18 protein-coding genes are annotated in these 26,354 nt (G+C 67.5%); 6 read left to right on the plus strand and 12 right to left on the minus strand.

Annotation, left to right across the window (positions count from 1 at the left end; genetic code table 11):
• Window positions 1-99: 99 nt before the first annotated feature.
• Together ACUJB0_RS27295 and ACUJB0_RS27300 are read left to right on the plus strand one after the other, a co-directional pair.
• A complete protein-coding gene (locus ACUJB0_RS27295; protein ID WP_444847987.1) occupies window positions 100-3,210 on the plus strand; it encodes an alpha-1,6-glucosidase domain-containing protein in 3,111 nt (1,036 codons plus the stop codon).
• A gap of 484 nt (window positions 3,211-3,694) precedes the next feature.
• Window positions 3,695-3,982, plus strand: a complete 288-nt coding sequence (locus tag ACUJB0_RS27300; protein ID WP_161087694.1) for a PsiF family protein — start codon at window positions 3,695-3,697, stop codon at window positions 3,980-3,982.
• Window positions 3,983-4,026: 44 nt separating this feature from the next.
• Here the strand turns inward: ACUJB0_RS27300 and ACUJB0_RS27305 are convergent, their stop codons facing one another.
• Entirely contained in the window at window positions 4,027-5,331 is a 1,305-nt protein-coding gene (locus ACUJB0_RS27305; RefSeq protein ID WP_444847988.1) for an MFS transporter, read from the minus strand.
• 232 nt (window positions 5,332-5,563) lie between these two features.
• Between ACUJB0_RS27305 and ACUJB0_RS27310 the strand changes: the two genes are divergently transcribed.
• The 3 genes from ACUJB0_RS27310 to ACUJB0_RS27320 all read left to right on the plus strand — a co-directional run bounded on the left by ACUJB0_RS27310 (window position 5,564) and on the right by ACUJB0_RS27320 (window position 10,088).
• Window positions 5,564-6,199 carry a GIN domain-containing protein gene (locus tag ACUJB0_RS27310; protein ID WP_444847989.1) on the plus strand — a complete coding sequence of 212 codons (636 nt, stop codon included), beginning with the start codon at window positions 5,564-5,566 and terminating at the stop codon, window positions 6,197-6,199.
• A gap of 79 nt (window positions 6,200-6,278) precedes the next feature.
• Window positions 6,279-8,561 carry a putative bifunctional diguanylate cyclase/phosphodiesterase gene (locus tag ACUJB0_RS27315; RefSeq protein WP_444847990.1) on the plus strand — a complete coding sequence of 761 codons (2,283 nt, stop codon included), beginning with the start codon at window positions 6,279-6,281 and terminating at the stop codon, window positions 8,559-8,561.
• Between the two features lie 27 nt (window positions 8,562-8,588).
• A complete protein-coding gene (locus ACUJB0_RS27320; RefSeq protein ID WP_444847991.1) occupies window positions 8,589-10,088 on the plus strand; it encodes a methyl-accepting chemotaxis protein in 1,500 nt (499 codons plus the stop codon).
• A gap of 39 nt (window positions 10,089-10,127) precedes the next feature.
• On the opposite strand, the gene ACUJB0_RS27325 is transcribed toward ACUJB0_RS27320, so the two are convergent.
• The gene (locus ACUJB0_RS27325) at window positions 10,128-11,009 is read right to left on the minus strand and encodes a head GIN domain-containing protein (RefSeq protein ID WP_444847992.1); all 882 of its coding nucleotides are present in this window, start codon (window positions 11,007-11,009) and stop codon (window positions 10,128-10,130) included.
• 146 nt (window positions 11,010-11,155) lie between these two features.
• Complete coding sequence (locus tag ACUJB0_RS27330) at window positions 11,156-13,021, minus strand: hypothetical protein (RefSeq protein ID WP_444847993.1); 1,866 nt, start codon at window positions 13,019-13,021, stop codon at window positions 11,156-11,158.
• Between the two features lie 92 nt (window positions 13,022-13,113).
• Here ACUJB0_RS27330 and ACUJB0_RS27335 point away from each other — a divergent pair, with 92 nt between their 5' ends.
• Window positions 13,114-13,488 (plus strand): nucleotide pyrophosphohydrolase, encoded by a 375-nt coding sequence (locus tag ACUJB0_RS27335; protein ID WP_444847994.1) that lies wholly within the window; start codon window positions 13,114-13,116, stop codon window positions 13,486-13,488.
• On the opposite strand, the gene ACUJB0_RS27340 is transcribed toward ACUJB0_RS27335, so the two are convergent.
• The 9 genes from ACUJB0_RS27340 to ACUJB0_RS27380 form a co-directional block, all read right to left on the minus strand.
• Entirely contained in the window at window positions 13,485-14,165 is a 681-nt protein-coding gene (locus ACUJB0_RS27340) for a Vgb family protein (protein ID WP_444847995.1), read from the minus strand. The two genes, ACUJB0_RS27335 and ACUJB0_RS27340, sit on opposite strands and share 4 nt — an antisense overlap.
• Window positions 14,166-14,214: 49 nt before the next feature.
• A complete protein-coding gene (locus ACUJB0_RS27345) occupies window positions 14,215-15,435 on the minus strand; it encodes a helix-turn-helix domain-containing protein (protein ID WP_444847996.1) in 1,221 nt (406 codons plus the stop codon).
• Between the two features lie 43 nt (window positions 15,436-15,478).
• Window positions 15,479-16,312 (minus strand): alpha/beta hydrolase, encoded by an 834-nt coding sequence (locus tag ACUJB0_RS27350; RefSeq protein ID WP_444847997.1) that lies wholly within the window; start codon window positions 16,310-16,312, stop codon window positions 15,479-15,481.
• A gap of 145 nt (window positions 16,313-16,457) precedes the next feature.
• A complete protein-coding gene (locus tag ACUJB0_RS27355; RefSeq protein ID WP_444847998.1) occupies window positions 16,458-18,926 on the minus strand; it encodes a TonB-dependent receptor plug domain-containing protein in 2,469 nt (822 codons plus the stop codon).
• Between the two features lie 46 nt (window positions 18,927-18,972).
• A complete protein-coding gene (locus ACUJB0_RS27360; protein WP_444847999.1) occupies window positions 18,973-19,488 on the minus strand; it encodes a RidA family protein in 516 nt (171 codons plus the stop codon).
• A gap of 11 nt (window positions 19,489-19,499) precedes the next feature.
• Window positions 19,500-19,913: a c-type cytochrome gene (locus tag ACUJB0_RS27365; protein WP_444848000.1), complete on the minus strand. Its 414-nt coding sequence runs from the start codon at window positions 19,911-19,913 to the stop codon at window positions 19,500-19,502.
• The gene (locus ACUJB0_RS27370; protein ID WP_444848001.1) at window positions 19,910-21,517 is read right to left on the minus strand and encodes a flavin monoamine oxidase family protein; all 1,608 of its coding nucleotides are present in this window, start codon (window positions 21,515-21,517) and stop codon (window positions 19,910-19,912) included. The genes ACUJB0_RS27365 and ACUJB0_RS27370 overlap by 4 nt, the downstream gene beginning before the upstream one ends.
• Before the next feature lie 313 nt (window positions 21,518-21,830).
• Window positions 21,831-23,777 carry a TnsB C-terminal domain-containing protein gene (locus ACUJB0_RS27375; protein ID WP_444848002.1) on the minus strand — a complete coding sequence of 649 codons (1,947 nt, stop codon included), beginning with the start codon at window positions 23,775-23,777 and terminating at the stop codon, window positions 21,831-21,833.
• Window positions 23,778-24,022: 245 nt separating this feature from the next.
• A complete protein-coding gene (locus ACUJB0_RS27380; protein ID WP_444848003.1) occupies window positions 24,023-26,272 on the minus strand; it encodes a DEAD/DEAH box helicase in 2,250 nt (749 codons plus the stop codon).
• Window positions 26,273-26,354: the final 82 nt, after the last annotated feature.

A 26,354-nucleotide genomic window follows, 5' to 3' on the forward strand; every position in this document is an offset into this window, starting at 1 on the left:
TGAAATATTTATCCTCTCGTATTTTTAAGTAGTAATATTACAGACCCATCCAGTCCACAGACGATTGGAGGCAAAAAACCATAAAACACGGAGACAAACATGAAACTTCATTGTAGTTTAGTTTCACAACTGAAACGGATCACGGCCACAGGCGTGCTTGCCCTGCTGTCCGCCTGCGGCGGCAGCGACAGCGCCAGCACCGCCGCCCCGGCCAACAAGCTGTTGGCCGGCATGATGGTCGCGGCCGCGCCGCCGGCCCCGGCCAACATCCGCATGCACTTCCACCGCGCGGCAGGCGACGCCAGCCAGTGGGGCGTGTACTCATGGGACGGCCCGGTCAATCCCAGCGCCGGCTGGATCACCGGCCGCTTCATGATGACCCAGGGCGACGACTTCGGCGGCTACGTCGACATCCCCGTCAACACCGCCAAATCCGCGATCTGGTTCCTGGTCACCGACGGCAGCGGCAACAAGAATTGCGGCAGCGACCAGTCCGCCAACTTCACGCCCGACATCGCCAGCAAGGGCCAGGAAGTCTGGATGCTGGAAGGCGACTGCACCGTCTACGGCGCGCCGCCCACCATCAGCTACGGCAACCTCAACAACGCCAGCGCGCACTGGCTGTCTGCCGCCACGCTGGCCTGGCCGGGCGCGCCTGCCGGCGGCAGCTACAAGCTGTACTACGCGGCCAACGGCGGCCTGGGCTCGGACGCCGGCGGCGTCACCGGCGCCGACGGCAGCATCGCGCTGACCACCGGCGCACTGCCGGCCGCCCTGCAGCAAAAATATCCGCACCTGGCCGGCGCCACCGCGCTGACCATGGCCGACGCCGACGCGGCCAGCATCGCGGCCAAGGCCAGCGGCCAGTTCGCCGTGGCCCAGTTCGACGCCGGCGGCAAGCTGCTGCAAGTGACCTCGCTGCAGATGAGCGGCATGCTCGACAGCGTGTTCGCCCCGGCCGCGGCCAACGCCACGCTGGGCCTGAGCTACGATCGCGCCGGGGTGCCGACCTTCCGCGTGTGGGCGCCGACCGCCAAGTCGGTCAGCCTGCAGCTGTACCCGGATGCCACCAGCGCCAGCACGCAGACCCGCGCCATGACTCGCGACGCCGCCAGTGGTATCTGGAGCTACACCGCGCCGGACGCCAGCTGGGTCAACCGCTACTACTACACCTACCAGGTGCGCGTGCTGTCGCGCTGGGCCGCCAACACGGTGGTCGACAACAGCGTGACCGATCCCTACTCCTTCAGCCTGAACGCCAACAGCCAGCGCAGCTTCGTCGCCAACCTGGACAGCGCCGCGCTCAAGCCGGACGGCTGGGACCACCATCCCGTGCCGCGCCTCGACAGCCCGACCGACATCGCCCTGTACGAACTGCACATCCGCGACTTCAGCGCCAGCGACGCCAGCGTGCCGCCCGCGCACCGCGGCAAATACCTGGCCTTCACCGACCACGACTCGGACGGCATGCGCCACCTGCGCCTGATGCAGCAATCCGGCCTGACCCACATCCACCTGCTGCCGTCGTTCGACTACGCCAGCGTCAACGAGGCCGGCTGCACCACGCCTGCGATTCCGAACGCGGCAGCCAATTCCAGCGACCAGCAGGCGGCGGTGGAAGCCACGCGCGGCGGCGACTGCTTCAACTGGGGCTACGATCCGGTGCACTACACGGCGCCGGAAGGCAGCTATTCCACCAACGCCAACGACGGCGCGGTGCGCGTGCGCGAGTTCCGCGCCATGGTGCAGGGCCTGCACAAGCAGGGACTGCGGGTGACGATGGACGTGGTCTACAACCACACCAGCGCTTCGCAGCAGGGACCGTTGTCGGTGCTGGACAAGATCGTGCCGACCTACTACTACCGCCTGAACGCCGGCGGCGGCATCACCAACGACAGCTGCTGCGCCGACACCGCTTCCGAGAACACCATGATGGCCAAGCTGATGATCGATTCGGTCAGCACCTGGGCGCGCGACTACAAGGTCGACAGCTTCCGCTTCGACATCATGGGCTTCACGCCGCTGGCGGTGATGCAGCGGTTGCAGGCCGCCGTCAACAGCGCGGCCGGGCGCGACATCTACCTGTACGGAGAGGCGTGGAACTTCGGCACGGTCGGCAACGACGCCCGCTTCGTGCAGGCGCGCCAGGCCAATATGTACGGCAGCGGCATCGGCTCGTTCAACGACCGTATCCGCGACACCGTGCGCGGCGGCGGCTGCTGCGACAGCGGCTCCAGCCTGATCAGCCAGCAAGGCTTCATCAACGGCGCCTACCTCGATCCGAACGCGCAATCGACGCAGACCAAGGACGACTTGCTGCGCCTGGGCGACCTGGTCAAGGTGAGCCTGTCCGGCACCTTGCGCGACTACAGCTTCACCGACCGCACCGGCGCCGTGCGCAAGAACTCGGAGATCGATTACTTCGGCCAGCAGGCCGGCTTCGCGGCCCAACCTTCGGAGACCATCAACTACGTCGAGGCGCACGACAACCAGACCTTGTACGACCTGAACGTCTACAAGCTGCCGCTGGCCACCAGCATGGCCGAGCGCGTGCGGGTGCAGAGCCTGGGCGCGGCCATCAACATCCTGGCGCAGGGCGTGCCCTTCCTGCACGCCGGCCAGGAGATGCTGCGCTCGAAATCGATGGACCGCGACAGCTACGACGCCGGCGACTGGTTCAACAAGCTCGACTACAGCTACCAGTCGAACAACTTCGGCGTCGGCCTGCCGATGGCCGGCGTGAACAAGGACAACTGGCCGCTGATGTCGCCACTGCTGGCCAATCCGCTGCTCAAGCCGGACAGCACGGCCATCGTCAGCGCGCGCAACGCCGTCAACGCCTTCCTGGCGATCCGCCAGGACAGCAGCCTGTTCCGCCTGCGCACGGCACGGGACGTGTCCGAGCGGCTGCGCTTCTACAACACCGGGCCGCAGCAGGTGCCGGGGCTGATCGTCATGAGCATCGACGGCCAGCAGCCGCGCCGCTACGAGGGCGCCCGCTACAAGATGGTGGTGGCGGTGTTCAATGTGGACAAGGTCGGCAAGAGCATCGCCGTGCCGGAGCTGGCCGGCCGCAAGCTGGCGGTGCACCGCATCCTGCTCAACGCCAACGGCGGCCGCAGCGCGCGGGTGGGCAACTACAGCCCGGTGGACGGCAAGTTCACCGTGGCCGCGCGCAGCGCCGTGGTGTTCGTGGAGGAGGCGCAATAGAAATGGCCGGCACTTGCCGGCCGCGCCGAGCTGCTGGCTCGGTGTGAATTCAGCAGCCAGATGTCGCTGACAAATGGCTGCTGCCTAACTTATTTCGATCTCATCAACGCCGCAACCAATGAAATCACGTTGAAGAACAACAAACAACCGAGTAGCGAGGTAGGACCCGAGCTCTGATATTGCGACATATGCCATGCCACCAACGCCCCGCCCGTCCCGCACACCAACCCTTTGATAACACTCATGGGAAATCTCCAGTCAGTTAAGGTAGCTTCCGGCTGTTTAGATAAACATCCATCCTGAAATCATTGTGGGTATGTTGATAATTTTCACTTTGATAAAAACCAAGACCAAGATACGGCGCCGTGACGCTTGTGGAGCAGCCCCAAGAGAGATGGCCGGCGCTAGCCAACTCGGTTATAGTGACCATGTGGCAAGCAATCACGCCGCGCCCACCGTCATTCGACTTTCGAGGAATTGAAAAATGAAAAAACTGTTCGTTGCCAGTCTGATCCTGTCCCTGAGCGGCGCCGTGTTCGCGGCCGAGCCGACGGCCCAGCAAAGCAAGATGAAAACCTGTAACGCCGATGCGGCCGGCAAGAAAGGCGATGAGCGCAAGGCCTTCATGAAGGAGTGCCTGAGCGCCAAGGCCGAAGCGCCGGCGCCGAAGATGACGCAGCAGGACAAGATGAAGGCCTGTAACGCCGACGCCGCCGGCAAGAAGGGCGACGAGCGCAAGACCTTCATGAAGGGCTGCCTGAGCGCCAAGTAAACCCCGTATGCCCTAAGTGGCTGGCGAGCGCCGCCACTTAGGGGTCAGACCGTTGCACCGACCGCGTGCCGCTGCTGCCGCTCCTGGCGGCGGTACAGGATCAGCGTGGCGCACAGGCCGCACACGGCGGCAAACGTCATCCACCAACCCGGTGCGCTCTTGTCGCCGGTGTATTCGATCAGGCCGGTCGCGATGGCCGGCGTGAAGCCGCCGAACACCGCCGTCGCCAGGCTGTAGGCCAGCGAGAAGCCCACCGTACGCACCTCGACCGGCATCACCTCGGTCAACGCCACCACCATCGCGCCGTTGTAGCTGGCGTACAGGAAGGACAGCCACAACTCCACGCCCAGCATGCGGCCGAAGCTCGGCGCCTGCACCAGCCAGTGCAGCGCCGGATACGCGGTGCAGATCGCCAGCACGGTGAAGCAGATCAGCAGCGGACGGCGGCCGACGCGGTCCGACAGCGAACCCATCACCGGCAGCCAGCAGAAGTTCGACAGGCCGACAAACAAGGTCACCATCAGCGCGTCGGTGGTGGACAGGTGCAGCACGTTCTTGCCGAAGGTCGGCGTGTAGACGGTGATCAGGTAGAACGACACGGTGGTCATGGCCACCAGCATCATGCCGGCGATGACCAGCGCCCAGTTGTTGAGCATGGAGCGGAAGATTTCCTTCAGTTCCGGACGGTGCTTGCGCGCCTTGAATTCCTCGGTCTCCTGCAGCGAGCGGCGGATCACGAACAGCACCGGCACGATCAGGCAGCCGACAAAGAACGGAATGCGCCAGCCCCACTCGCCCACCTCGGCCGGCGTGAGCGCCTGGTTGAGCGCGTAGCCCAGCGCGGCGGCGGCCACCACCGCCACCTGCTGGCTGGCCGACTGCCAGCTCACATAGAAGCCCTTGCGGCCGGGCGTGGCCATTTCCGACAGGTAGACCGACACCCCGCCCAGTTCGACGCCGGCCGAGAAGCCCTGCAGCAGGCGGCCGATCAGCACCAGCGCCGGCGCCAGGTAGCCGATGGTGGCGAAACCCGGCACGCAGGCGATCAGCAAGGTGCCCAGCGCCATCAGCGCCAGCGTGACGATCAGGCCCTGGCGGCGGCCGACGCGGTCGACGTAGGAACCCAGGATGATGGCGCCGAGCGGACGCATCAGGAAGCCGGCGCCGAAGGTCATGAAGGTCATCATCAGCGACGCCACTTCGTCGCCGCTGGGGAAGAAGGCCTTGGCGATGGCGTTGGCGTAAAAGCCGAACAGGAAGAAGTCGAACATTTCCATGAAGTTGCCGCTGACGACGCGGAACACCGTGCTGAAATGCGACTGCCGGGCGGGGGAAGAAGAGGAGGTCATGGATGTCTCGCTGCTGTGTGAATCGGGTCGGACTGGGTCCGCCGGAATTTTCCCGATCATACGCCTGATTTCTTTCATTTTCCCTTCAATGGCCCGCCGCCTTCCGCCATTGAACGTGTCCATAATGCAACACATGCCGGGATTTCTACCGTTTATCGCAAACTTGTCGGCAGCGGCGGCCAGCTTAAGTAAAATTCACTTTGTTCAAATTGACAATCACCGAGGAATTACCATGCGCCGTACCGTTGCCGCCGTCCTGATCCCCGCCCTGTTTGCCGTGAGCGCCGCCGCCACGGCCGCCGAGTCGACCCGCCAGTTGCCATCCTTTGTCGCCATCAACGCCAAGGGCGCCTTCGCCATGACGGTGGAGGTGGGCAAGGCGCAGTCGGTGGTGGTCAGCGGCGGCGAACGGTTCGTCTCCTCGCTCAAGACCGAGGTGGTGGCCAACGAGCTGACCATTACCATGCCGGACAAGAGCTTCAAGTCCGGCAAGGGCGAGGAGGCGCGCATCACCATCACCGTGCCCTCGCTGAGCCGGGTCAAGGTCGAGGGCGCGGGCGAGACCATCCTCAACAAGGTCAGCGGCGATCGCCTCGACATCGGCTACCTGGGCGCCGGCCACGTGGCGGCCAACGGCAAGATCAAATACCTGCGGGTCAACGCCAAGGGCGTGGGCGAGATCGACGCCAAGTCGCTGGTGGCCGAGCGGGTCGACGTCAACTTCGAGGGCGTGGGCCACGTCAGCGTGCACGCCACCGACCTGCTCAACGCGGTCGCCAAGGGCATGGGCGAGCTGGACTACTACGGCCATCCGAAGACCGTCAACAAGTCCATCGCCGGCATCGGCAGCTTTAATGCCAAGGATTAACTTGCCCTACTGACACGCCGGGCGATTGCGGTTACTATCAAAGACACAATAACCGCAACGCACCTCGGAGGTGGACCCGGTGGCTGTGCCGAACGACATCGCGCACTGGCGCGCGCAAATTTTTGCGAAGCTGCTGCTGGTTGTGTTCGTCCTGGGCGCGGCCACGGCCGTGCCCAGCGTGCTGCTGGCCGCCAGCGAGGGCATCTGGTCCATTGTCGTCATCGACCTGGTCGCGCTGGCCTGGCTGGCGCTGATCTGGCGCTGGCGCCGCCTGCCGTACACGCTGCGGGTGCTCAACTTCCTCTGCATCGCCCTGATGGTCGGGATCGGCCTGCTGCTCAAGGTCGGGCCGGTCAGCCAGATCTACCTGATGGCCGTGCCGGTGCTGGCGGCCCTGCTGCTGGGCCTGCGCCCGGCGCTGTGGACGCTGGGCATCGCCGGGCTGGCGGTGCTGGTGGTCGGCTTCGACCAGAACGCCCAGCTGCAGCTGGCCGGCGTGCCCGACTACGGCCTGCTCAAGTCGGCCATCATCACCTTCAACTTCCTATTCATGACGGCGGTGCTGACGCTGTCGTGCGCGGTGCTGCTGCAGCACCTGGCGCGCTCCTTCGACGAGCTGCAGCACCACCAGCAGGAACTGTCCGCGCTCAACGCCGAGCTGCGCCTGACCTCGGCCGCCGTGTCGCGCCTGAACGACATGGTGCTGATCGCCGAGGTCGACCCGGACGGCGAACCCGGCCAGCGCATCATCTTCGTCAACGACGCCTTCGAGCGCCGCACCGGCTACCGGCGCGGCGAGGTGCTGGGGCGCGGCCTGCGCCTGCTGCAGGGGCCGGACACCGAGGCGGCCGTGCTGGAGCACATCGAACGGGCCATGGCGCGCAGCGAGGCGGTGCGCGCCGAGCTGCTGAACTACACCAAGGCCGGCGAGCCGTACTGGGTGGAGACCGAGCTGGTGCCGTTCGCCGACGAGGGCGGCGTCAACACGCACTGGGTGGCGGTCGAGCGCGACATCACCGAGCGCAAGAAATCGCAGGACGACATCCACCAGCTGGCCTTCTTCGACGTGCTCACCGGCCTGCCCAACCGCCGCCTGCTGATGGACCGCATCGACAAGCTGCTGGCCAGCTCCGAGCGCGGCGCCACCTACAGCGCCGTCATGTTCATCGACCTGGACCGCTTCAAGACCATCAACGACGCGCGCGGCCACGCCATCGGCGACGCCCTGCTGCGCAACGCCGCCGAGCGCCTGTCGCAGCTGATGCGCAAGGCCGACACGGTGGCGCGCATTGGCGGCGACGAGTTCGTGGTGCTGCTGGGCCACCTGGCGCACGAGCTGCACGCCGCCACCCATGCCGCCTCGGTGGTGGCCGAGAAGATCCGCGCCGCCATCGGCCAGGACTTCGAGATCGACGGCCAGACCTACAACTCCACCGCCAGCATCGGCGTGACCATGCTGCCGCAGGGCGGCCAGAGCGCGCAGGACCTGCTGCGCGAGGCCGACACCGCGATGTACCGCGCCAAGGCCGAGGGCCGCAACGGCATCGCCTTCTTCGAGACCGCGATGCAGGCCGAGGTCGAGCGGCGCCTGTCGATGGAGCGCGACCTGGCCGCCGCGCTGGCGGCCGGCGCGCTGCGGATGCACGTGCAGCCCCAGGTCGACCGCGATGGCCGGGTGGTGGGCGGCGAGCTGCTGATGCGCTGGCCGCTGGCCGGCGGCGAGATGGTGCCGCCGCAGGTGTTCATCCCGGTGGCCGAGGAGTCGGGACTGATCGTCGAACTGGGCGCGTGGGCGCTGCGCCAGGCCTGCGCGGCGGTGCTGGAGCTGGCGCGCGCCGGGCTGGCCGTGCCGCTGTCGGTCAACGTCAGCCCGACCCAGTTCCGCCAGGCCGATTTCGTCGACGTGGTGCGGCGCACGCTGGCCGACACCGGCGCCCCGGCCGCGCTGCTGGTGCTGGAGGTGACCGAGGGCCTGTTGATCGACAAGATGGAGCAGACCATCGAACGCATGCACGAACTGGCGGCGCTGGGGCTGCGCTTCTCGATCGACGATTTCGGCACCGGCTATTCCAGCCTGGCCTACCTGAAGAAGATGCCGCTGTACGAGCTGAAGATCGACCGCAGCTTCATCATGGACACGCCGGACGACGCCAACAGCCGCGCGCTGGTGCAGTCCATCCTGGCGATGGCCGGCCACCTGGGGCTGCGGGTGGTGGCCGAGGGCGTGGAGACGCAGGCGCAGGCCGACTTCCTGGTGGACCACGGCTGCGATTGCATGCAGGGCTACCTGTACGCGCGGCCGGCGCCGCTGGCCGCGCTGATCGACCGGTTACAAGGGAAAACGGCGGTGGCTGCCGCGTAAGCCACGTACAACTGGGGGGAGCGAGCAATGAAACTTACCGTAGTACAGAAAATGATCGCGCTGGCCGGCGCCGCGCTGGCCGGCATCGCCTTGCTGGCCGGCTTGAGCCAGTACCAGATGAACAGGGTCTACGAATCGGCCAGCTACTCGACCGTCAACACGGTGCCCAGCCTGGTGGTGCTGGACCGGCTGCGCGACAGCCTGCTGCGCCTGCGCATCCGCGTCAACCAGCACGTGCTCAACACCGACGACAAGAAGCTGGCGGAAATCGACGCCCAGATCGTCGAGATGCGCAAGGGCGTCGACGACAACCTCAAGAAATACGAGGCGCTGGTGAGCGACGACAAAGACAAGGGCATCCTGGCGCGCGAGCACGACTCGTGGGCCAAGGTGCAGCCGATGATCGAGGCGGTGCTGGTCGAATCGCGCGCCAACCACAACGACAAGGCGCGCACCCTGCTCGAACTGGCCCGGCCGGAAATCCAGGTGCTGCAGACCGCCATCGACAACCACTTCGACTACAACATCGAACTGGGGCAGAAAGGCGCGGACGAGGCGGTGGCCATGAAGGCGGCGGCGATGCGCAGCTCGGTCCTCATCGCCGCCTGCACGCTGGTGGCGGTGGCGCTGATCAGCGCCCTCATCACGCGCGCGCTGCTGCGCCAGCTGGGCGGCGAACCGGACTACGCGGCCGAAGTGGTCAACCGCGTGGCCGCCGGCGACCTGACGATGCAGGTGCACATCAAGCCGGGCGACACCACCAGCCTGCTGGCGGCGATGCACACCATGGTCGGCAACCTGTCGCGGGTGGTAACCGAGGTTAATAACGGCGCCGAGGCGCTGGCCAGCGCCTCGGAGGAAGTGAGCGCCACCGCGCAGTCGCTGTCGCAGGGCGCCAGCGAGCAGGCCGCGGCGGCCGAGGAATCGAGCGCCGCCATCGAGCAGATGTCGGCCTCGATCGCGCAGAACACCGAGAACGCCAAGGTCACCGACGGTATGGCCGGCAAGGCCGCGCAGGAGGCGGGCGAAGGCGGCGAGGCGGTGCGCTCGACGGTGGTGGCGATGCGCGAGATCGCCAAGAAGATCGGCATCATCGACGACATCGCCTACCAGACCAACCTGCTGGCGCTAAACGCGGCCATCGAGGCGGCGCGCGCGGGCGACCACGGCAAGGGTTTCGCGGTGGTGGCGGCCGAGGTGCGCAAGCTGGCCGAGCGCAGCCAGGTGGCGGCGCAGGAGATCGAGCAGGTCGCCAGCGGCAGCGTCAACCTGGCGGAAAAGGCCGGCGCCCTGCTCGACACCATGCTGCCCAATATCCGCCGCACCTCCAGCCTGGTGCAGGAGATCACGGCGGCGTCGGAGGAGCAGACCACGGGCGCGATCCAGATCAACTCGGCCATGAGCCAGTTGAGCCAGACCACGCAGATGAACGCCTCCAGCTCCGAGGAACTGGCCGCCACCGCCGAGGAGATGAGCGGCCAGGCCGGTCAGCTGCAGAGCTCCATGTCCTTCTTCAAGGTGCGCTGAGCGAAAAGCATCGCGGCGGCGGCAGGGCCGCCGGCCGCCTTACTGCATCACGCTGACGTGCTTGCCGCTGATGCTGCGCTGGGACGGATTGCCGTACACGGTGACGTGGCCGGAGCCGGTGGTGTCGGCCACCAGCGACTGGCTGACGCCGGCCGAGATGCTGCCGGAGCCGTAGGTCGCCAGTTCGGCGCTCTGGCCGCTCAGGCCGGCCAGGTCGGCACTGCCCGAGCCGTACACGCGCACGTTCATGCCGCGCACGTTGCCGGTGGCTCTGGCGCCGCCCGAACCCCGGAGCTCCAGGTTCAGCGTGTCGCCGCTCAGGCGGCCCAGGTTCAGGCGCCCGGAGCCGTTCACGCTGGCGACGGTGGAGCCGCTTTGCAGGCCGTCCGCGTCGACAGTGCCCGAGCCGTTGACGCGCACATCGAAGCGGCTGACATTGCCCGACAGCTGCACCTGGCGCGAGCCGTTCTGGTTCAGGTTGAACGGCGCGCCGTTCAAGCCGCTGACCGACAGGCGCCCGGAGCCGTTGGCGTTGACCTGGCGCAGCTGCGGCGTGGTGTAGATCACACGCAGCGGGTTGGTGCTGCGGACGCTGCCGTCGATCCAGATGCGCAGCATGCCGCCGCTGGCGTCGGTGCGCAGCATCGGCAGCAGGTTGCTGTCGCCTTCGACCTGCAGCGAGGCGGCCTCGCCGACCCGCACCTCGACCTGCATCGGGCCGTTGATGTCGACGCCGTCGCTGGCGGCGGCATCGCGGCGTTCGGTGGTTTGCTGGCCGTTGCCCTGCACCGCCGAACTGCCGAAGGCGGAGCTGTAATGCACGCCGCCGCTGCCGTTGCCGTCGTCCGGCACGACGATGACGGCACAGCCGGCGATGGTGGCGAGGGCGGTGATGACGGCGATGGAGATGGCAGTGCGCATGATGGGGTCGTCCCTGAAGTTATAGTGTCGACACTGTAGCGCCGCCGCCCGCTCCCCGCCCGCGCCGTGCGACGAACGGCAGAAAACGGGGGCCGGGACGCGCAAACGGCGCCCTGGGCGCCGTTTGCTGTATTACTTGCCCACCTTTACTTGTCCACCTCGCACAACTGGTAGGGATAGGGCTCGGTGCCGATCGCCGCGCGGTGGACGCGGCAGCTGTCCGGCCGCAGCCGCAGGCCGTAGCGTTGCAGGTCCCCGGCCGCCTTGCGCTGCAGCTCCAGGTTGCGCGCGGCCAGGTCGATGCGGTACTGCGGCAGCAGCACCAGGCGGCAGCGCGGCCCGTCCGGCGCCGCCAGCGGCTCGACGCCGACGTGGAAGCGGACCTTGGCCATCATCCGCTCCAGCCGCGCGCAGGCGGCCTCGCTGCCGGTCTGGCCCAGCCAGGAGGCCAGCTGGTTCTTTTTCGCCAGCGTCAGCTCCTCGTGGTTGGCGGCGGCGATCAGCATCACGTAATGGGTGCCGTGGCGGCTGGCCGCCAGCGCGCGGATGCGCTCCAGGTAGGCGGGCGATTCCGGGAAGCCGCCGGCCAGCGCCACCACCGGCACCTGCGGCGGCAGCAGCGTGGCCATCCAGCCCATCGGCGGATCGCCGTGCACCGTGTAGACCAGGCTGGAGGACGGATCGGCCACGCCGGGATCGTCGGCGGTGAAGCCGGCCGCGGTCCAGCCGCTATGGCTCCAGGCGGAGAACGGGAACACCACGATGGCGCACAACGTCAGCGCCCAGGCGCCGGCGCGGCGCGCCAGTTGCGGCTTGCAGAGCCGCTGCAGCAGCAGCCAGACCGTCAGCGGCGCGAGCAGTTCCAGCGGCACCAGGTAGCGGTAGATGCCGAACAGCTTGAGCCAGCCCAGGTAGCCCAGCGCAAAAAACACCAGCAGCAAACGCTCGCGGCCAGCCGTCGCCGCGTCGCCGATGGCGGCGCTGGTGCCGGTGCTGGCGCCGCGCAGCCGGCCGGCCAGCAGGCGCACGGCCAGCGCGATGAACAGCACATAGACCACGGGCCAGATCATCTGGCGCATTACCAGCTCGGACACGCGATGGCCGTCGAACGTGAAGATGAAAGGCCACAGCAGCGCCTCGGCCAGGTTGTGCGGCAGGTGGGCGGTGTCGGCCACGCCGACCGGCTGCGCCAGCGGGCTGCGGAACACATCGTTCATCTGCGGGAACAGCGGATTGCCGAACATGAGCCACATGCGCAGGAACCAGTGGCCGGCGGCGGCGGCCAGGCCGGCCAGCACCGCCACGCCGAACACCAGCGACAGGCGCAGGCGCTGCCACCAGCCGCCGCCGACGGTCAGCAACGAAGCGCACAGCGCCAGCGCGAAGGTGGCGTTGGTCAGTTTCAGCCCGGCGCCCAAGCCCATGACCAGCCCGGACAAGGCCAGCCAGCCCGCCGCGCGGCGGTCCAACGCGCGCCAGCGCGGCCAGTGGCGCAGCACCAGGTACAGCGACGCCAGCACGCACAGCGCGCTCATATTGTCGCCCATCGAGTTGCCCAGTTCGGACAGGAAGCCGGCGCCCAGCGTGCCGGCCAGCGCCAGCAGCAGCGGCAGGCGATAGCGGTCGGCGGCGTCCGGCGCCGGCAACAGCAGGCGCGCGATGGCCAGCACCAGCACGAAGTTCAGGCCGTGCAGCACGCCCATGATGAAGCCGGCCACCGGCGGCGGCAGCGCGCGGTTCAAGCCGTAGTACAGCAGGTCTAGCGTGGGATTGAAGTAGCTCTGCCACTGACCCGGCGACAGGTCGAAGCCGATGCGGCCGTTGAGCAGCGCGTAGGCGTTGTACAGGTGGTAGTTGCGCAGGTCCCAGTTGTCGTCCTGGCCAAGCAGCAGCGACAGCAGGCCGAAGCCCAGCGGCACCAGCCAGGCGGCGCGGCGCAAGGTGGCGGGATGATTGAAGCGCGCCGTGCGGCGATCGTACCAGCGCCCGATGGCGCCGAAAATATTCTGCATGAGGTGATCGGTCAAGTGGGCGCGCGCCGGCGGCGGCGCAAAGCGGCGATGGTATCATGGCGGGCCCAGACTTCCCATGCCCCGCGCCCGCCATGACCGCTCCCGCCGCCCCCTCCGCCACCGACAGCCTGCTCGCGTTGCGCGAGCTGACCCGCCGCTTCGCCGCCGAACGCGATTGGCGGCAGTTCCACACGCCGAAGAACCTGGCCATGGCGCTGACCGTGGAGGCGGCCGAACTGGCCGAGCATTTCCAGTGGCTACAAACCGGCGCCGATGAAGAGCTGAACGACGCCGCCCGCACCGGCATCCGCCACGAGCTGGCCGACGTGCTGCTCTACCTCGTGCAGCTGGCGGACAAAGTCGACGTCGACCTGCACGCCGCCGCGCTGGAGAAGATGGCGCTCAACGCCGCCAAGTATCCGGCCGACCTGGTGCGCGGCGACGCCCGCAAGTACGACCAGTATTAAGTGGCCTGCTTCGGCCGGCGCACGGCGCGCACCTTGCCGCTGCCGCCGCCACCGCAGTAAAACAATTCGGCGCCGTCCGATTCCAGTCCGCTGACGCCGGTACCGGCCGGCATCTCCAGCCGCTCCAGCACCTCGCCGCTGCGCGGATCGATGCGGCGGATGTCGCTCTCCTCCCCTTCCCACGTGCCGTGCCACAGCTGGCCGTCGACCCAGGTCACGCCGGTGACGAAGCGGTTCGAATCGATGCTGCGGATGACGGCCCCAGTGGCCGGGTCGACCTGGTGGATCTTGCGGTCGCGGTACTGGCCTACCCACAGGCTGCCCTCGGCCCAGGTCAGGCCGGAATCGTAGCCGTCGCCGGGCGCCGGGATCGAGGCCAGCACCTTGCCGCTGGCCGGGTCGATCTTGTCGATGCGCCGTTCGGCGATCTGGTACAGGTAAGTGCCGTCGAAGGCGGTGCCGGCGTCGGCGGCGATGTCCAGCGTGCGGGTGGTGGCGCCGCTGGCCGGATCGAAGGCGATCAAATGCCCGCCGGTGGCGGCCCAGACGCGCTGGCCGTCATGGGTGACGCCGTGGACCTGGCCGGCGCCGTCGAAGGGGCCGTATTCGCGCACGATGTCGGCCTTGCCGCTCGTGGCCTTGGGCTGGAGCCTGGATGTGCTGGTGTTCGCGTTCATTGCTGCCTCCTGAAGGTAGATGCGCCGGGAACGGCGCCGCAAGAGCACTTTATGCCAACGGCAGCGCCGCCGGGAGTAACAAGATTGTCGTGTATCCGGCCAGCGGCGGCGCCAGCCAGCGGCGCGTGCGCGCCTGGCCGATCGGGCGCGCGCGGCCGGCCTCCTCCAGCTCGGCCAGCGCGCGCTGCACGGTGCGCTGGCTGGCGCCCAGTGCCAGCGCCAGCGCGGAGGTCGACCAGGCCGCGCCGTCCGACAGCAGCGCCACCAGCGCGCCCTGTTCGCCGTCGACGGGTGGCGCCAGCAGCGCCACGCCGCCCGCGCCCAAGGGCCGCAGCACGAAGCCGCGCGGGGTCGCCTCGACGCCGGCCTGCTGCCTGGCCAGCGCGCGCAGGCGGCCGATCTCGACCCGCAGGCGGGCGCGGTGTGTCTCGTCGGGATCGCGGGTGTTGAAGGCGGTGGCGATCAGCGCCTCGCGCGAGACGTCGCCAGGCCAGGCCTCGGCCAACGCGCGCGCCAGCGCGAACAGCACCGGACGGCGCGCCAACGGCTGCCAGGCGTCGCCGCTGGCCAGGCCACGGCGGCAGGCGTCGACCACCAATGTATCGGAGGCCAGCAGCGCGGCCACTTCATCGAGACGCAGCAGCTGCTCGGCGCCGGCGACGAGGCGGCGCGCGGCGGGCCGCCCGAGCGCGGCGCGCGCCTCGGCCACTTCGGCCAGCAACGCCGGGATGCCGGTGCGTTCGGCCGCGGCCTGCGCGCGGATCAACGCCGCCTTTGCCGGCGCCACGCGCAGGGAGCGCAGCGCCAGTTCCGCCGACGCCAGTTCGGCCACCGCCGCCAGCGCGGGCGGCAGGGCCAGTCCATCGAGTTGCGCCAGCGTGTCGGCTGCGTCGCCCAGGCGGCCCAGCAGCAACAGGCGGCGTACCGCGATCAGGCGCGCATGCAGGGCGTTGGCGTGGTCGGCGTGCGCGGACAGCACGGCCTGCGCCGACGTCAGCGCGCGCGGCGAGCCGGCGAAATCGCGCACCGCCAGCGCCACCTCGGCCTCCGCCACCACGCAACGGGCGCGCGACACTTCCTCATGCGCGCCGAAGCCGCGCGCGGCGCGGCGCAGCAGTTCGCGGGCGCGCACATGCTCGCCCAGCTGGGCCATGGCGATGCCGCGCAGGGCCAGCGCCGGCGGATCGTCGCGCAGGGCGACATGTTTGAGGGCGCCGAGCGCGTCGCCGGCGGCGAGCGCGCGCGCGGACGCGGCGATCAGGGAATCCATGGCGACAGCATACACTGGGGCGCCGGCGGCGCGGCCGGCGGCCCTACAAGCCGAGCGCCTTGCGGATCTGCGCCGAGACGATGGTCCACGACGGCGACGTGGCGGCCACCTCGTCGAAATGGCTGCCGCCCGGCAGCACGATCACCTCGGCCTGGTCGCCGGCCGCCTGGGCGCGGCGCGCGTAATCCTGGCCGGCGCGCAGCGGCGAGATGGTATCGAACTCGCCGTGGACCAGCACCGTGCGCACGCCGGACGGCAGCATCTCGACGGGCGACGTATCCGAGAAAATATCCGGCCGCGCGGCGCTGGCGATGCCGGCCAGCTGCACGATATCGCGCTCGCAGCTGGTCTTGATCAACTGCTCCTCATTGCGCAAGTCGGCCAGCCCGCCCAGGCTGATGACGGTGGACACCGGCAGCGGATCCTCCACAAACAGCGGACTACTGCGAGGCAGCCGCGCGCGCGAAGCCGCCCACTGCGCCAGATGCCCGCCGGCCGAATGTCCGACCAGCACCACGCGCGACAAATCCAGCCGCCACTCCGCCGCCAGCGAGCGCAGAAGGTCAACCGCCGTGGCGACATCCAGATACATGCCGGGATAACCGCCGCCCTCCTCATCGAACCGGCGATACTCGATATTCCACACCGCCACGCCCTGCCCTTGCAGATCGCCGGCGATATTGCGCATCTGCGAGATCCCAGCGTATTCCTTGCACCAGCAACCGCCGTGCACGATCAACGCGACCGGAAACGGAGCATCACCGGCCGGCACAAACAATTCCGCGAACTGCGACGGCGCGGCGCCATAGGCCACATGCAGCGTAGGCGCCGGCCCGCCCAGCGCCATATATTCCTGCAAAGTCATAGGGTTGGACATGCGTGTACTCCAAAAGACGATGCCGCCATGCTACACGCAAATTGGGGTCAAGTCTGGCAATCGGACACGAGCTCCACCGTAGCGGCACGCTACGGTGGAGCTCGTGTCCGAATGCCAGACTTGACCCCAAAGTTGTCCGGCGGATTTAGAACTTGTAGTTGGCGCGGGCGTAGTAGTAGCCGCCGTTGATGCCGAACGGCGAGAACGATGGCAGCACCGTCACCGCCGCGTTGTCGCCGGCCGCGCGCTGGTCGGCCAGCAGCGCCGGATTCACGCCGTTCGGATACTTGTTGAACAGGTTGTTCGCGCCCACCGCCACCGACCACGCGGAGTTGATCTTGTAGCCGACCTCCAGATCGGTGATCGCCTTGGCCGAGATTTCGGTCAGGTGGTACACCGAGCCGTCCTCGCTGCCGTACTCCGACGATTTTCCGTAGATCGCTTCACGCAGGTTGATGGTCCAGGCGCCGATCTTCCACAGCGCGCCCAGGTTGATGCGCACCTTCGGCGACGCGGTCTCCAGGTCCGAGATCGCGGCCTTGTCGAGCAGCGTCTGTGGCAGCAGCTGCGCCGGCGCCTGGTTGATCTTGGTGACTTCGACCTTGTTGTAGTTGGCGGCCACCGACCAATCCACCTTGCCCCACGTGCCGTAGCTCTCGTTGAGCGTGGCGACGAATTCCAGCCCGCGGCTGCGGGTATCGACCGCGTTGGAGAAGATGTTGATGCCGGTCTGGCTGACGGTGTCGTCGAGCACATTGCCGTTGGCCAGGATCGCCGCCACCACCGCCGGCGAGTTGTCCGATCCACCCGAGCCGTACAAGGCACCGGAACCGACGATGCGGTCGCGGATCTTGATCTGGTAGACGTCCAGCGTGATGGCCAGGTCGGCGGCCGGGTTCAGCACCAGACCGAGGCTGAAGTTGGTCGATTTTTCAGGCTTCAAACCGTCGACGCCCACCAGCTTGGCGCCGGCCGAATTCGGCGCCAGCTGCACGAAGGCGCTGGTCGGGCTGACGTTGGTGGCCGAGTAGTATTCCTCGGCCAGCGTCGGCGCGCGGAAGCCGTTGCTGAAGGTGCCGCGCACGCCCACCTTCGGCGAGATGTCGTAGCGCGCGGTGAACTTGCCCACCTTGGCGTTGCCGAAGTCGCTGAAGTGTTCGTAGCGGCCGGCCAGGTCTAGCGTCAGGTCGTTGACCGGATTGCCTGCCAGGTCGATGTAGGCCGCTTCGTTGGTGCGGCGATGGCTGCCGGCGTCGGTCAGCGAGAAGCCCGGATACGACTGCGAACCTTCCTTGTAGCGCGAGGCGGCGTCCCCCGCTTCGATCTCGTACTTGTCGATGCGGTGCTCCAGGCCTGCCGCCACGTTCAGCGGCTTGGCCCAGCCGACCGCGAACTCTCGGCTCGCCTCCAGCGACGTGGTCAACTGGCTGGCGATGAAGGAACCGGCGTGGAACACGGTCGGCGTGCTGCCGGTGTCCTTGAACAGCGAGACGTTGCCAGAATCGGCGACGCCGATCTTGCTGTTGTCCTTGCCGTAGGTGGAGCTCAGGTCCATATTCCAGCCGGCCACCACGCCCTTGACGCCGGCGGTCAGCGCGTAGTCGTCCTGCTTCATGGTTTCCTTCGGCGAGAAGCCGGTCGGATAGACCTTCGGCAGGCGGCTCGGCAGACGATAGTTCTCGTAGGCGCGCGCTTCCTTGTGGCCCCAGGTGGCGATGGCGTACAACTGGCTGTCCGGTGCGAAGTCGTAGCCGAAGTTGGCCGCCAATACGTTCAGGTGGTATTGCGCGTCGCCCGAGATGTGGTTGACGTGCGGGTAGCCGGCCTGCTGGAACATGCCCGGATAGGCCGCCATGTTGGCGGCGGTGATCACGCGCGGGTCGATGCCGCCACGGTCGCTGTAGCCGTGGTACTTGGATTCGGCGGTCAGGCTCAGATAGGCGTCCTTGAACGGTTCGACGCCGATGTTGGCGGCGCCGTCGCCGGTGCGCCCGCCGCCGTCCGAGTAACCGCCGCCGGTGGCGCTGGCGGTGCCGCCATGGTTGTTCGACTTGAGGATGATGTTGATCACGCCGGCGATGGCGTCGGAGCCGTATTGGGCGGCCGCGCCGTCCTGCAGCACTTCGATGTGGTCGATCGCGGCGACCGGGATGTAGTTCAGGTCAGCCGCTGCGCCGCCCTGGTATGGCCCGCCCAGCACGGCCAGGTTGGCGGTGCCGTGGCGGCGTTTGCCGTTGATCAGCACCAGCGTGTTGTTGGGGCTCAGGCCGCGCAGGCGGGCCGACAGCGTCAGGTTGGCGGTGTCGCCGCCGAAGGCTTGCGCGGTGAACGACGGCAGGTTCTGCGCCAGCGCCTGGATCAGGTCCGGCTGGCCGGTGCGCTGCAGGGAGGCCGAGTCCAGCACTTGGATCGGCGAGGCGCTGTTCTCCACCTTGATGCCGCTCGAGCGCGTGCCGGTGACGATCACCGCGCTGACCGGGGCTTCGCCCGAAGCGTCGGCGGCCGGCGTGGCGGCGGCGCTATCGTCGGCGCCCGCCGCGGCGGCGTAGGCGGAGCCCAGCGCCAGGGTGGACAGCACGGCGGCGACGCCGGTTTTGAGTATGGCCTTATGCATATTGAATCCCCATTGAATGAAAAAGAAAGTAAGACCTACTGCGTAATTATTTTTTTGCGGCGACGACTTCGATTTCCACCAGCCAGCCCGGATTGCTCAGGGCCGCGACCTGCACCACGGCGCGCGCCGGCAGCTTGGTCTGCGCGCCGCCGAAGTGCTGGGTGTAGGCTTCCATGAAGCCCTTGGTGTCGGCCTTGCCGCCCTTGGCCGGATCGCCGACCAGGTACACGGTCATCTTGACCACGTCGCTCATGTCGAGCTTCATGCCCTCAAGGACTTCCTTGATCTTCTTGAGCACCGACTCGGACTGGGTCCTGGTGTCGCCGAAGGCGGCCACCGTATCCGGCGCGGCGCTGGAATCGGCAATGGCGGGCACCTGGCCGCTGACGAAGTGGATGGTGGCGGTGGACGGCACGGTGACGGCCAGCGCGATCGGGAAGTCCGAGCCGGGGATCTTGTGGCGGACGATGTCCGCGGCTGCCGCTTTCGGCGCGGCGCCTGCGGCGGCGGGCAACAGCGCCAGCGCGGCGGGGATCAACAGGGTGGCGAGCGATTTCTTCATGCGTTCTTCCTTCAATGTTTGTTGGACATCTGGCCGTTGCTAAAATGGTCGACTTGCAGCACGTCGCGCAGCGCCAGCACCTCGGACTCGCTGAGCGGCGCGCCCTGGTTGCCCCAGCTGCTGCGCACGAAACTGAGCACGGTGGCGATTTCCGCGTCGCTCAAGCTGTCGCTGAAGTCCGGCATGCCGCCGCGCCCCTTGAGCAGCACCGTGGCGACGTCGGTACCCTTCCCTTGCACGAATTTGTTCCCCGCCAGCGCCGGGAAGGCACCCGGTATGCCCTTGCCGGTGGCCTGATGGCAGGCCGCGCAGTTCTTCAGGAACAGCGCCTTGCCATCCATCTGCTGCGCGCGCGACGGTGAGCTGGCGCCGGCCGCCAGCAACGCGACCACCACCATCGCCGTCTTGATCAACGCTTCCTTCATGCGCTGGCCCTTTCATGGATCTTGGCGATCTGCTGCCACGCCGATTCGATGGCGCCGGCCTGCCAGCCGGTCAGGTAGCTCAGGTGCTCGCCGGCCAGCAGCACGCGGCCCTCGCCTTCAAGCAGCACCGGATAGGCGGCGGCGCGGGTTTTCTCGGTCCATTCGGCCCAGCCGCCCAAGTTGTACTGCACGCGGTGCCAGGCGACCGAGAACGCGGTCTCGAAGTTCTCCGTGTACTGCGGGAAGATCTTCTGCCCGGCCTCCAGCGCGAACGCGGCGCGCTCCTTCGGCGACAGCGCGCTGGTCTCGATGGCGGCCGTCTGGTACTGGTAATAGCCGAGCAGCACGCCCTTTTTCTTCTGCCAGCCGTAGGACGGCATCGAGATGGTGTTGATGCCTTTCAGGTCGGTGAGGATATGGCCGCCGTACAGGTGCTCGTCCTCCTCCCAGAAACGGCGCTTCATCTGCAGGCCGATCTTGCCGACCGGCGCGTAGGCCACCGTGGCGACGGCCTTCTTGAATTTGTCCGAGAAGTCGGTGTCGATCTGGCGCAGCACCGACAGCGGCATCGCCACCAGGCAGTAGTCGGCGCCGATGCTGGCGACCTTGCCGCTGCCGGTGTCCTTGTAGGTGACGGTGACGCCCTTGTCGTTCTGGCGAATGGTCTGCACTTCGGCGCGGTAGCGGATGTTCTTGCCGACGCGTTTTTCGAACGCCTTGGCGATGGCGTCCATGCCGCCGACCGGCTGGAACATGGTGTTCTGCATCGGGAAGTCCTGCACCGCGCTGTAGACGTTGCCCAGCTTGGAGGCCAGCAGGTCCTTGAAGCCCAGCGGATCGGACGGCGTGCCCGGTCCAGGCGACAAGCCGGCGCCGGGATTGACGGTGAAGCCACGGCCGCTGCGGCCTTTGTATTGCAGGTCGGCGCCGGCCAGCTGGCCTTCATGCGCCAGGTAGTCGAGCAGCAGGCGCTGGTCGTCGGCGGTCAGTTCCTGGTCCAGCTGTTTGTTCTTGACCGACTTGGCCAGCAGTTCGGAGACGTGGCCGCGCATGTCGGCCTTGATCTCGGCCACGCGCATCCGCTTGCCGGCGTAGGGGCCGGCGTTTTCGGAGTAGACGAAGGCGTGGTCGTTATCGTTGACCATGACCTCCAGCGGCACCTCGAACAGCCGCGTGTAGTGCAGCGTCGATTGGTGGTGCAGCGGGATGCGCCATGGGCCGTGGTTGATGTACTGGCCGTCGTCGAAATCGCAGGTCTGCTTTTCGCCTCCGAGCTCGGTCAGGCTGAAGCCTTTGCGCGCGGTCTGGCAGCGCCCGCCGGCGAAGGCGCGCGCCTCCAGGATCTGGCAGTGGTAGCCAAGCTTGCCCAGTTCGTAGGCGGCGGTCATGCCGGCCAGGCCGGCGCCAAGTATCAGCACCTTCTTGCCCTTGCCGCTGCCGCTCAGCGCCGGCGGCTCGGATGCAGTGGAGTTCAGGCCCATGCCCCAGGCGTTCATGGTGTTGAGCAGCAGGCCGGTGCCGCCGACCGCTGCCGCGCGGTACAGGAAATCCCTTCGAGTAAATGAACTAAATGATTTAAACGGTTTTACTGTTTTGCTATTCATCGACGTCCTTTCGTGACTTGCGATTCCATAGCCCCTATCTAGCAATCGTCGTGCCACCGCGAAGGACAAAATAAACATGCTTCGCCGTTAAAGCGATCCTTATGGAATAAGGCGGAACGGGATAAAACAATGTTCTTTCGCGGCCCCATGGCCGGCGCGCCGGAGGCATGAAAAGGCGGCGGTGGCGACAGACTTTATTTGCGCCGCCGACGCTTGCGAAGCGGATGCGGAGACGGCGCTCCGCACCAGCGAGAGGCGCGCACCGGAATGGAAAGAAGTGGTATGCACGGCGCTGGACAGCGCCGTGGGCGTTTCAGTTGGCGAAGCTGACGATGGCGTGCGTAGTGCTACGTAAGGGTGCTGCGGGGATGGCGGGAACCGGGCGAGGCAACGCGGCGATTTCCACCGCGGCCAGGTGGCGCTGCATGCCGCCGCTGTCGGCCATGTGGCAGGCGTGGAATTGCATCGGCGCGTTCGGGTCCAACAAATAAATCACGTCCATGTCGGCCGGATCGTAGGCCACACGCACATGCCATTGTCCGCGCGAACGCGCACGCTCGAACCAGCGCTCGTTGATGGCGCGCGCGCAGGTGTAGGCGACGCCGGACAACTCGATGCCGTCGGCGGTGACGGTGGCTTGCGCCGCCGGCATCAGGCTGCAGCGCAGCAGCTGTTCGGGATAGGTCTTCAGGCTGCCGCCGCGATGGGCCACGCCCCACTCCCACAGCGCGCGCGGCGTGGCGTGGCCGGCGTGCTGCAGCGGCGTGCTGTTGTTGTGGTACAGGACGCAGTCGATGACGATGCGGGTGAACTGGTCCAGATCGAGCACGCCGTCCAGGCGGCACGGGGCGCCGGCGGCGTCCGGCGCCAGCAGCTGGAAGCGCTTTGCCATCACGGCGCGCCAATCGTCCGGGCCGTCGTTGGCGGCGACGCAGCGCAGGTTGAAGTTGTTGAGCAGCGTGTCGCGCTGGGCGCCGCCGCTCAGGGCGGCGTGGGTGGAGAGCGTGTCCGGCAGGTGGCGGCTGGGCCACTGCGCGGCCTCGATGCGGCGGCCGAACTGCTGGCTGTAGCGTTGCTTGTCGGCGCCGCAATGGGCCAGCGCCAGCATGGCGTGCTGCCAGCTGGCGGCGCCCATGCCGATGTAGACGCCGACCACCATGTGGCTGAAGGCGTCGACCGCCACGTACACCAGCGGGCGGCCGATGGTCTGCTGGCGGTCGGCGCGCGAGACCAGCTGCACTTCGGCGCGCACCACGTCCAGGTGGAAGCAGGCGCCGGGACGGCCATCGGCGGGCGGCTGCCAGTCGTCGGCGCCAGGTCCCATGCCGGCGTTGGCGTCCGGGCCGGTGCTGGCGTGGATCGCCGCACCATCGCCGGTGTGGATGGCCGGACCGGCGATGGCGTGGGTCGCCTGGCCCGCGCCGGTCGCGTGCTGTTCCAGCGGCGGCTGCCGGCGCGTGGTGGCGGCGGCGCTGCGGCGGGCCACTTCCGGCGGGCGGTCGTCGTCGTGGTCTAGCCAGTAGTTGAACTGGCCGAAGGTCGGCAGCACGGCAGCCGGCGCGTCCTGCGCGGGCAGCACGCGACCGCTGTCGGGGTCGATGCGGTGCCCGCTGAAGAAATCGGCCAGCATCTGCTGGTAGGCGCCCAGCCGCGAGAACTTGGCGTGGCCCGCCGCGTAGCGCGCGATGGCGACGCGGAAGGTGCGGCGGATCTCCTCGTCGGCGTTCATGCCGGGACCATCGCCGGCGTCGTTCTTGCGCGGGCGGCCGCGCTTGACGCCGGCCGAGGCCTGGCGCACCTTGCCGCGTCCACCGGAGTTGCAGTAGTCGGGCAGCAGCGCGTTGGGCGTCTGGCCGCGCTGCCAGTAGCGGCGCAGGTAGCGGTAGATGGTCGGATGGGAGACGCCATGGTCGACGGTGGCCTGCGCCACCAGCTGGCCGCGCAGGCGCGCTTCGTAGATGCCCGGCTCCTGCGCCACCAGCGCCTCGACGATCCGCCAAGCGCGGGCGCGCAGCTGCAGGTGCTTGGGCGGCAGCAGCTCCTGGCTGACCACCATCAGGTAGGGATCGGCCGCCAGCACGCGCGCGCGGCCGGCGCGCAGGTCGGCCTGCAGCAGCGGCAGCGCGACCAGCTCGACGTCGGCCGAACGCGCCGCCACGTCGAACACGTAGGCGTGGCTTTGCTCGGGTGCGATCCACAGCACCCGCAAGGTACGCGGCGCGGGATGCGTGTACTGCAGCAGGTCATTCCGAAGCAGCATCGGCGCCTCGGGAGTGTAGAAACAATGCGGTCATTCCGTGCTCCTTACTCAACGACTTGTCGGTTTCCCTTGATCCAATGCAATAAACGGGCCAGCCGCCGCTCTCCTATGAAAGCGACGCGGCCGGCGCCCGCGCCAGGCGTGCTTGTGGTGCATGGCGGCGGCCGGGGCGCACCGTGCGCGTGCAGGCGGCCCAAATGAAAACAGGGCCTTGCGGCCCTGTGGTTTGCGTGCTCAGTACTGGATCAGTACTTTTTCTTGAACTTGTCCTTGGCGCCCGGCGCCGGCTTTTTAGGTGGCGTCGATTTGCCGGACTCCGGCGGCATGCGGTCGGCGTGGCTGATCTTCAGCTGCGCGCCGCCGACCCACACTTTGCCCAGGTGCTTGAACAGGTCCGGCGGCATCCCGTCCGGCAGCTCCAGCATGCTGTAGGTGTCGAAGATCTCGATGCGGCCGATATGCTTGGCCTCCAGCCCCGCCTCGTTGGCGATGGCGCCGACGATGTTGGACGGCGTGGCCGCATGGTTGCTGCCCACCTCGATGCGGAAAGCGCTCATCGGCAGCGTGACCTTGCCCGGCTTTTCCTTTTTCTTCTTCGGCGCGGCTTCGGCTTCCACCTCGGCCGATTCCACGCGCGCGGCCTTGGCCAGCGGCGATGCGGCTGGAGCGGCCGAAGGCCCGGCCTTGGCGGCGGCCGGCGCGCGGGCCGGCACAGGACGGGCCGCCGGTGCGGCCGACGGTGCCGACGGCGCGGCATCGCCGTTATCGCGGCTGATGCGCAGCTGCTGGCCGCCCACCTTGATGCCCGCCAGGTGTTCGAGCACGTCGGCGGTCAGGCTGTCCGGCATATCGAGCACGCTGTAGTCGTCGTAGATCTCGATGCGGCCGATGTTCTTGGAGTCGATGCCGCCTTCGTTGGCGATGGCGCCGACGATGTTGCCCGGCTTGACGCCGTGCTGGTAGCCCACTTCGATGCGGAAGGTCTGCATGCCGGGATCGGCGGCGCGCACGATGCGTTCCTTTTTCGGGAAACGCTCGCTGCGTTCGGCGCGGTCGCCGCGCTCAAAGCGGTCGCCCCGGTCGCCACGGTCATTGCGGTCGCCGCGTTCGAAGCCCACTTGACGGCCCGGGCGTTCGTCCCAGGTCGCCGCGGCCACCTGCTGCTTTTTATCCAGCAGCAGCGGCACGTCGCCGCGGGCCATCTTGGCCAGCGCGGCGGCGATCTCGATCGCCGGGATGTTCTGTTCGCGCTCGAAGTCCTCGATCAGCGACTGGAACTGTTCCAGCTCGCCCTGGGCCAGCGTCTCGCTGATCTGCGACTTGAACTTGGCGATGCGGACGTCGTTGACGGCCTGGATGGTCGGCAGCTCCAGCATGCCGATCGGCTGGCGGGTGGCGCGCTCGATCGATTTGAGCAGGTTCTTTTCGCGCGGGGTGATGAACAGGATCGCCTCGCCGCTGCGGCCCGCGCGGCCGGTACGGCCGATACGGTGGGTGTAGCTTTCCGGATCGTGCGGCACGTCGTAGTTGACCACGTGGCTGATGCGCTCCACGTCCAGGCCGCGCGCGGCGACGTCGGTCGCCACCAGGATGTCGATCTTGCCGTCCTTGAGCTGCTGGATGGTGCGCTCGCGCTGCGCCTGCTGGATGTCGCCGTTGATGGCGGCGGCCGAGAAGCCGCGCGCCTGCAGCTTCTGCGCCAGTTCCTCGGTACCGAGCTTGGTGCGCGAGAAGATGATCATGCCGTCGAAGTTCTCGGCTTCCAGGATGCGGGTCAGCGCGTCCAGCTTGTGCATGCCGGACACCAGCCAGTAACGCTGGCGGATGTTTTCATTGGTGCCGGTCTTGGCGGCGACCGTGATTTCCTTCGGGCTGCGCAGATAGGTGTTGGCGATGCGGCGGATGGCAGACGGCATGGTCGCCGAGAACAGCGCGGTCTGGCGCGAGTCCGGGGTCTCCTGCAGGATGCGTTCGACGTCGTCGATAAAGCCCATGCGCAGCATTTCGTCGGCTTCGTCCAGCACCAGCGTTTTCAGTTTGGACAGGTCGAGCGAACCCTTGTCCAGGTGATCGATGACGCGGCCCGGCGTGCCGACGACGACGTGCACGCCGCGGCGCAGCGCCGACAGCTGCGGGCCGTAGCTTTGGCCGCCGTAGATCGGCAGCACGTGGAAGCCGGGAATATGGGCGGCGTAGGTTTGGAAGGCCTCGGCGACCTGGATCGCCAGTTCGCGCGTCGGCGCCAGCACCAGCGCCTGCGGCGTGGTCTGTTTGATATCGATGCGCGACAGGATGGGCAGCGCGAAGGCTGCGGTTTTCCCCGTCCCGGTCTGCGCCTGGCCCAGCACGTCCAGGTTATCGAGCAGCAGAGGGATGGTCGCGGCCTGGATCGGCGACGGCGACTCGTAGCCGACTTCCTTCAGGGCCTTGATCAACGGCGCGCTGAGGTTCAGATCGGAAAAAAGGGTCACGGGGGAGGTTGGGGTTTCAGACATGGCGTCACTCACAAGTATGTTCGAATCGCCTAATTGCGAAAGAAATTTGTGCGTAGTTTACTCTCTATCGACGCTTCGGGCC

The sequence above is a fragment of the Duganella caerulea genome, assembly GCF_040362985.1.
Taxonomy (GTDB): Bacteria; Pseudomonadota; Gammaproteobacteria; order Burkholderiales; family Burkholderiaceae_D; genus Rugamonas; species Rugamonas vulcania.

Bases quoted from the DNA above. Each gene is read 5' to 3' on its own strand.
- ACUJB0_RS27310 (WP_444847989.1), top strand. From the start codon at position 5,564: ATGCGCCGTACCGTTGCCGCCGTCCTGATCCCCGCCCTGTTTGCCGTG.
- ACUJB0_RS27340 (WP_444847995.1), bottom strand. From the start codon at position 14,165: ATGAACGCGAACACCAGCACATCCAGGCTCCAGCCCAAGGCCACGAGC.
- ACUJB0_RS27305 (WP_444847988.1), bottom strand. From the start codon at position 5,331: ATGACCTCCTCTTCTTCCCCCGCCCGGCAGTCGCATTTCAGCACGGTG.
- ACUJB0_RS27330 (WP_444847993.1), bottom strand. From the start codon at position 13,021: ATGCAGAATATTTTCGGCGCCATCGGGCGCTGGTACGATCGCCGCACG.
- ACUJB0_RS27375 (WP_444848002.1), bottom strand. From the start codon at position 23,777: ATGCTGCTTCGGAATGACCTGCTGCAGTACACGCATCCCGCGCCGCGT.
- ACUJB0_RS27320 (WP_444847991.1), top strand. From the start codon at position 8,589: ATGAAACTTACCGTAGTACAGAAAATGATCGCGCTGGCCGGCGCCGCG.
- ACUJB0_RS27360 (WP_444847999.1), bottom strand. From the start codon at position 19,488: ATGAAGAAATCGCTCGCCACCCTGTTGATCCCCGCCGCGCTGGCGCTG.
- ACUJB0_RS27370 (WP_444848001.1), bottom strand. From the start codon at position 21,517: ATGAATAGCAAAACAGTAAAACCGTTTAAATCATTTAGTTCATTTACT.
- ACUJB0_RS27355 (WP_444847998.1), bottom strand. From the start codon at position 18,926: ATGCATAAGGCCATACTCAAAACCGGCGTCGCCGCCGTGCTGTCCACC.
- ACUJB0_RS27380 (WP_444848003.1), bottom strand. From the start codon at position 26,272: ATGTCTGAAACCCCAACCTCCCCCGTGACCCTTTTTTCCGATCTGAAC.
- ACUJB0_RS27345 (WP_444847996.1), bottom strand. From the start codon at position 15,435: ATGGATTCCCTGATCGCCGCGTCCGCGCGCGCGCTCGCCGCCGGCGAC.
- ACUJB0_RS27335 (WP_444847994.1), top strand. From the start codon at position 13,114: ATGACCGCTCCCGCCGCCCCCTCCGCCACCGACAGCCTGCTCGCGTTG.
- ACUJB0_RS27365 (WP_444848000.1), bottom strand. From the start codon at position 19,913: ATGAAGGAAGCGTTGATCAAGACGGCGATGGTGGTGGTCGCGTTGCTG.
- ACUJB0_RS27300 (WP_161087694.1), top strand. From the start codon at position 3,695: ATGAAAAAACTGTTCGTTGCCAGTCTGATCCTGTCCCTGAGCGGCGCC.
- ACUJB0_RS27325 (WP_444847992.1), bottom strand. From the start codon at position 11,009: ATGCGCACTGCCATCTCCATCGCCGTCATCACCGCCCTCGCCACCATC.
- ACUJB0_RS27350 (WP_444847997.1), bottom strand. From the start codon at position 16,312: ATGTCCAACCCTATGACTTTGCAGGAATATATGGCGCTGGGCGGGCCG.
- ACUJB0_RS27295 (WP_444847987.1), top strand. From the start codon at position 100: ATGAAACTTCATTGTAGTTTAGTTTCACAACTGAAACGGATCACGGCC.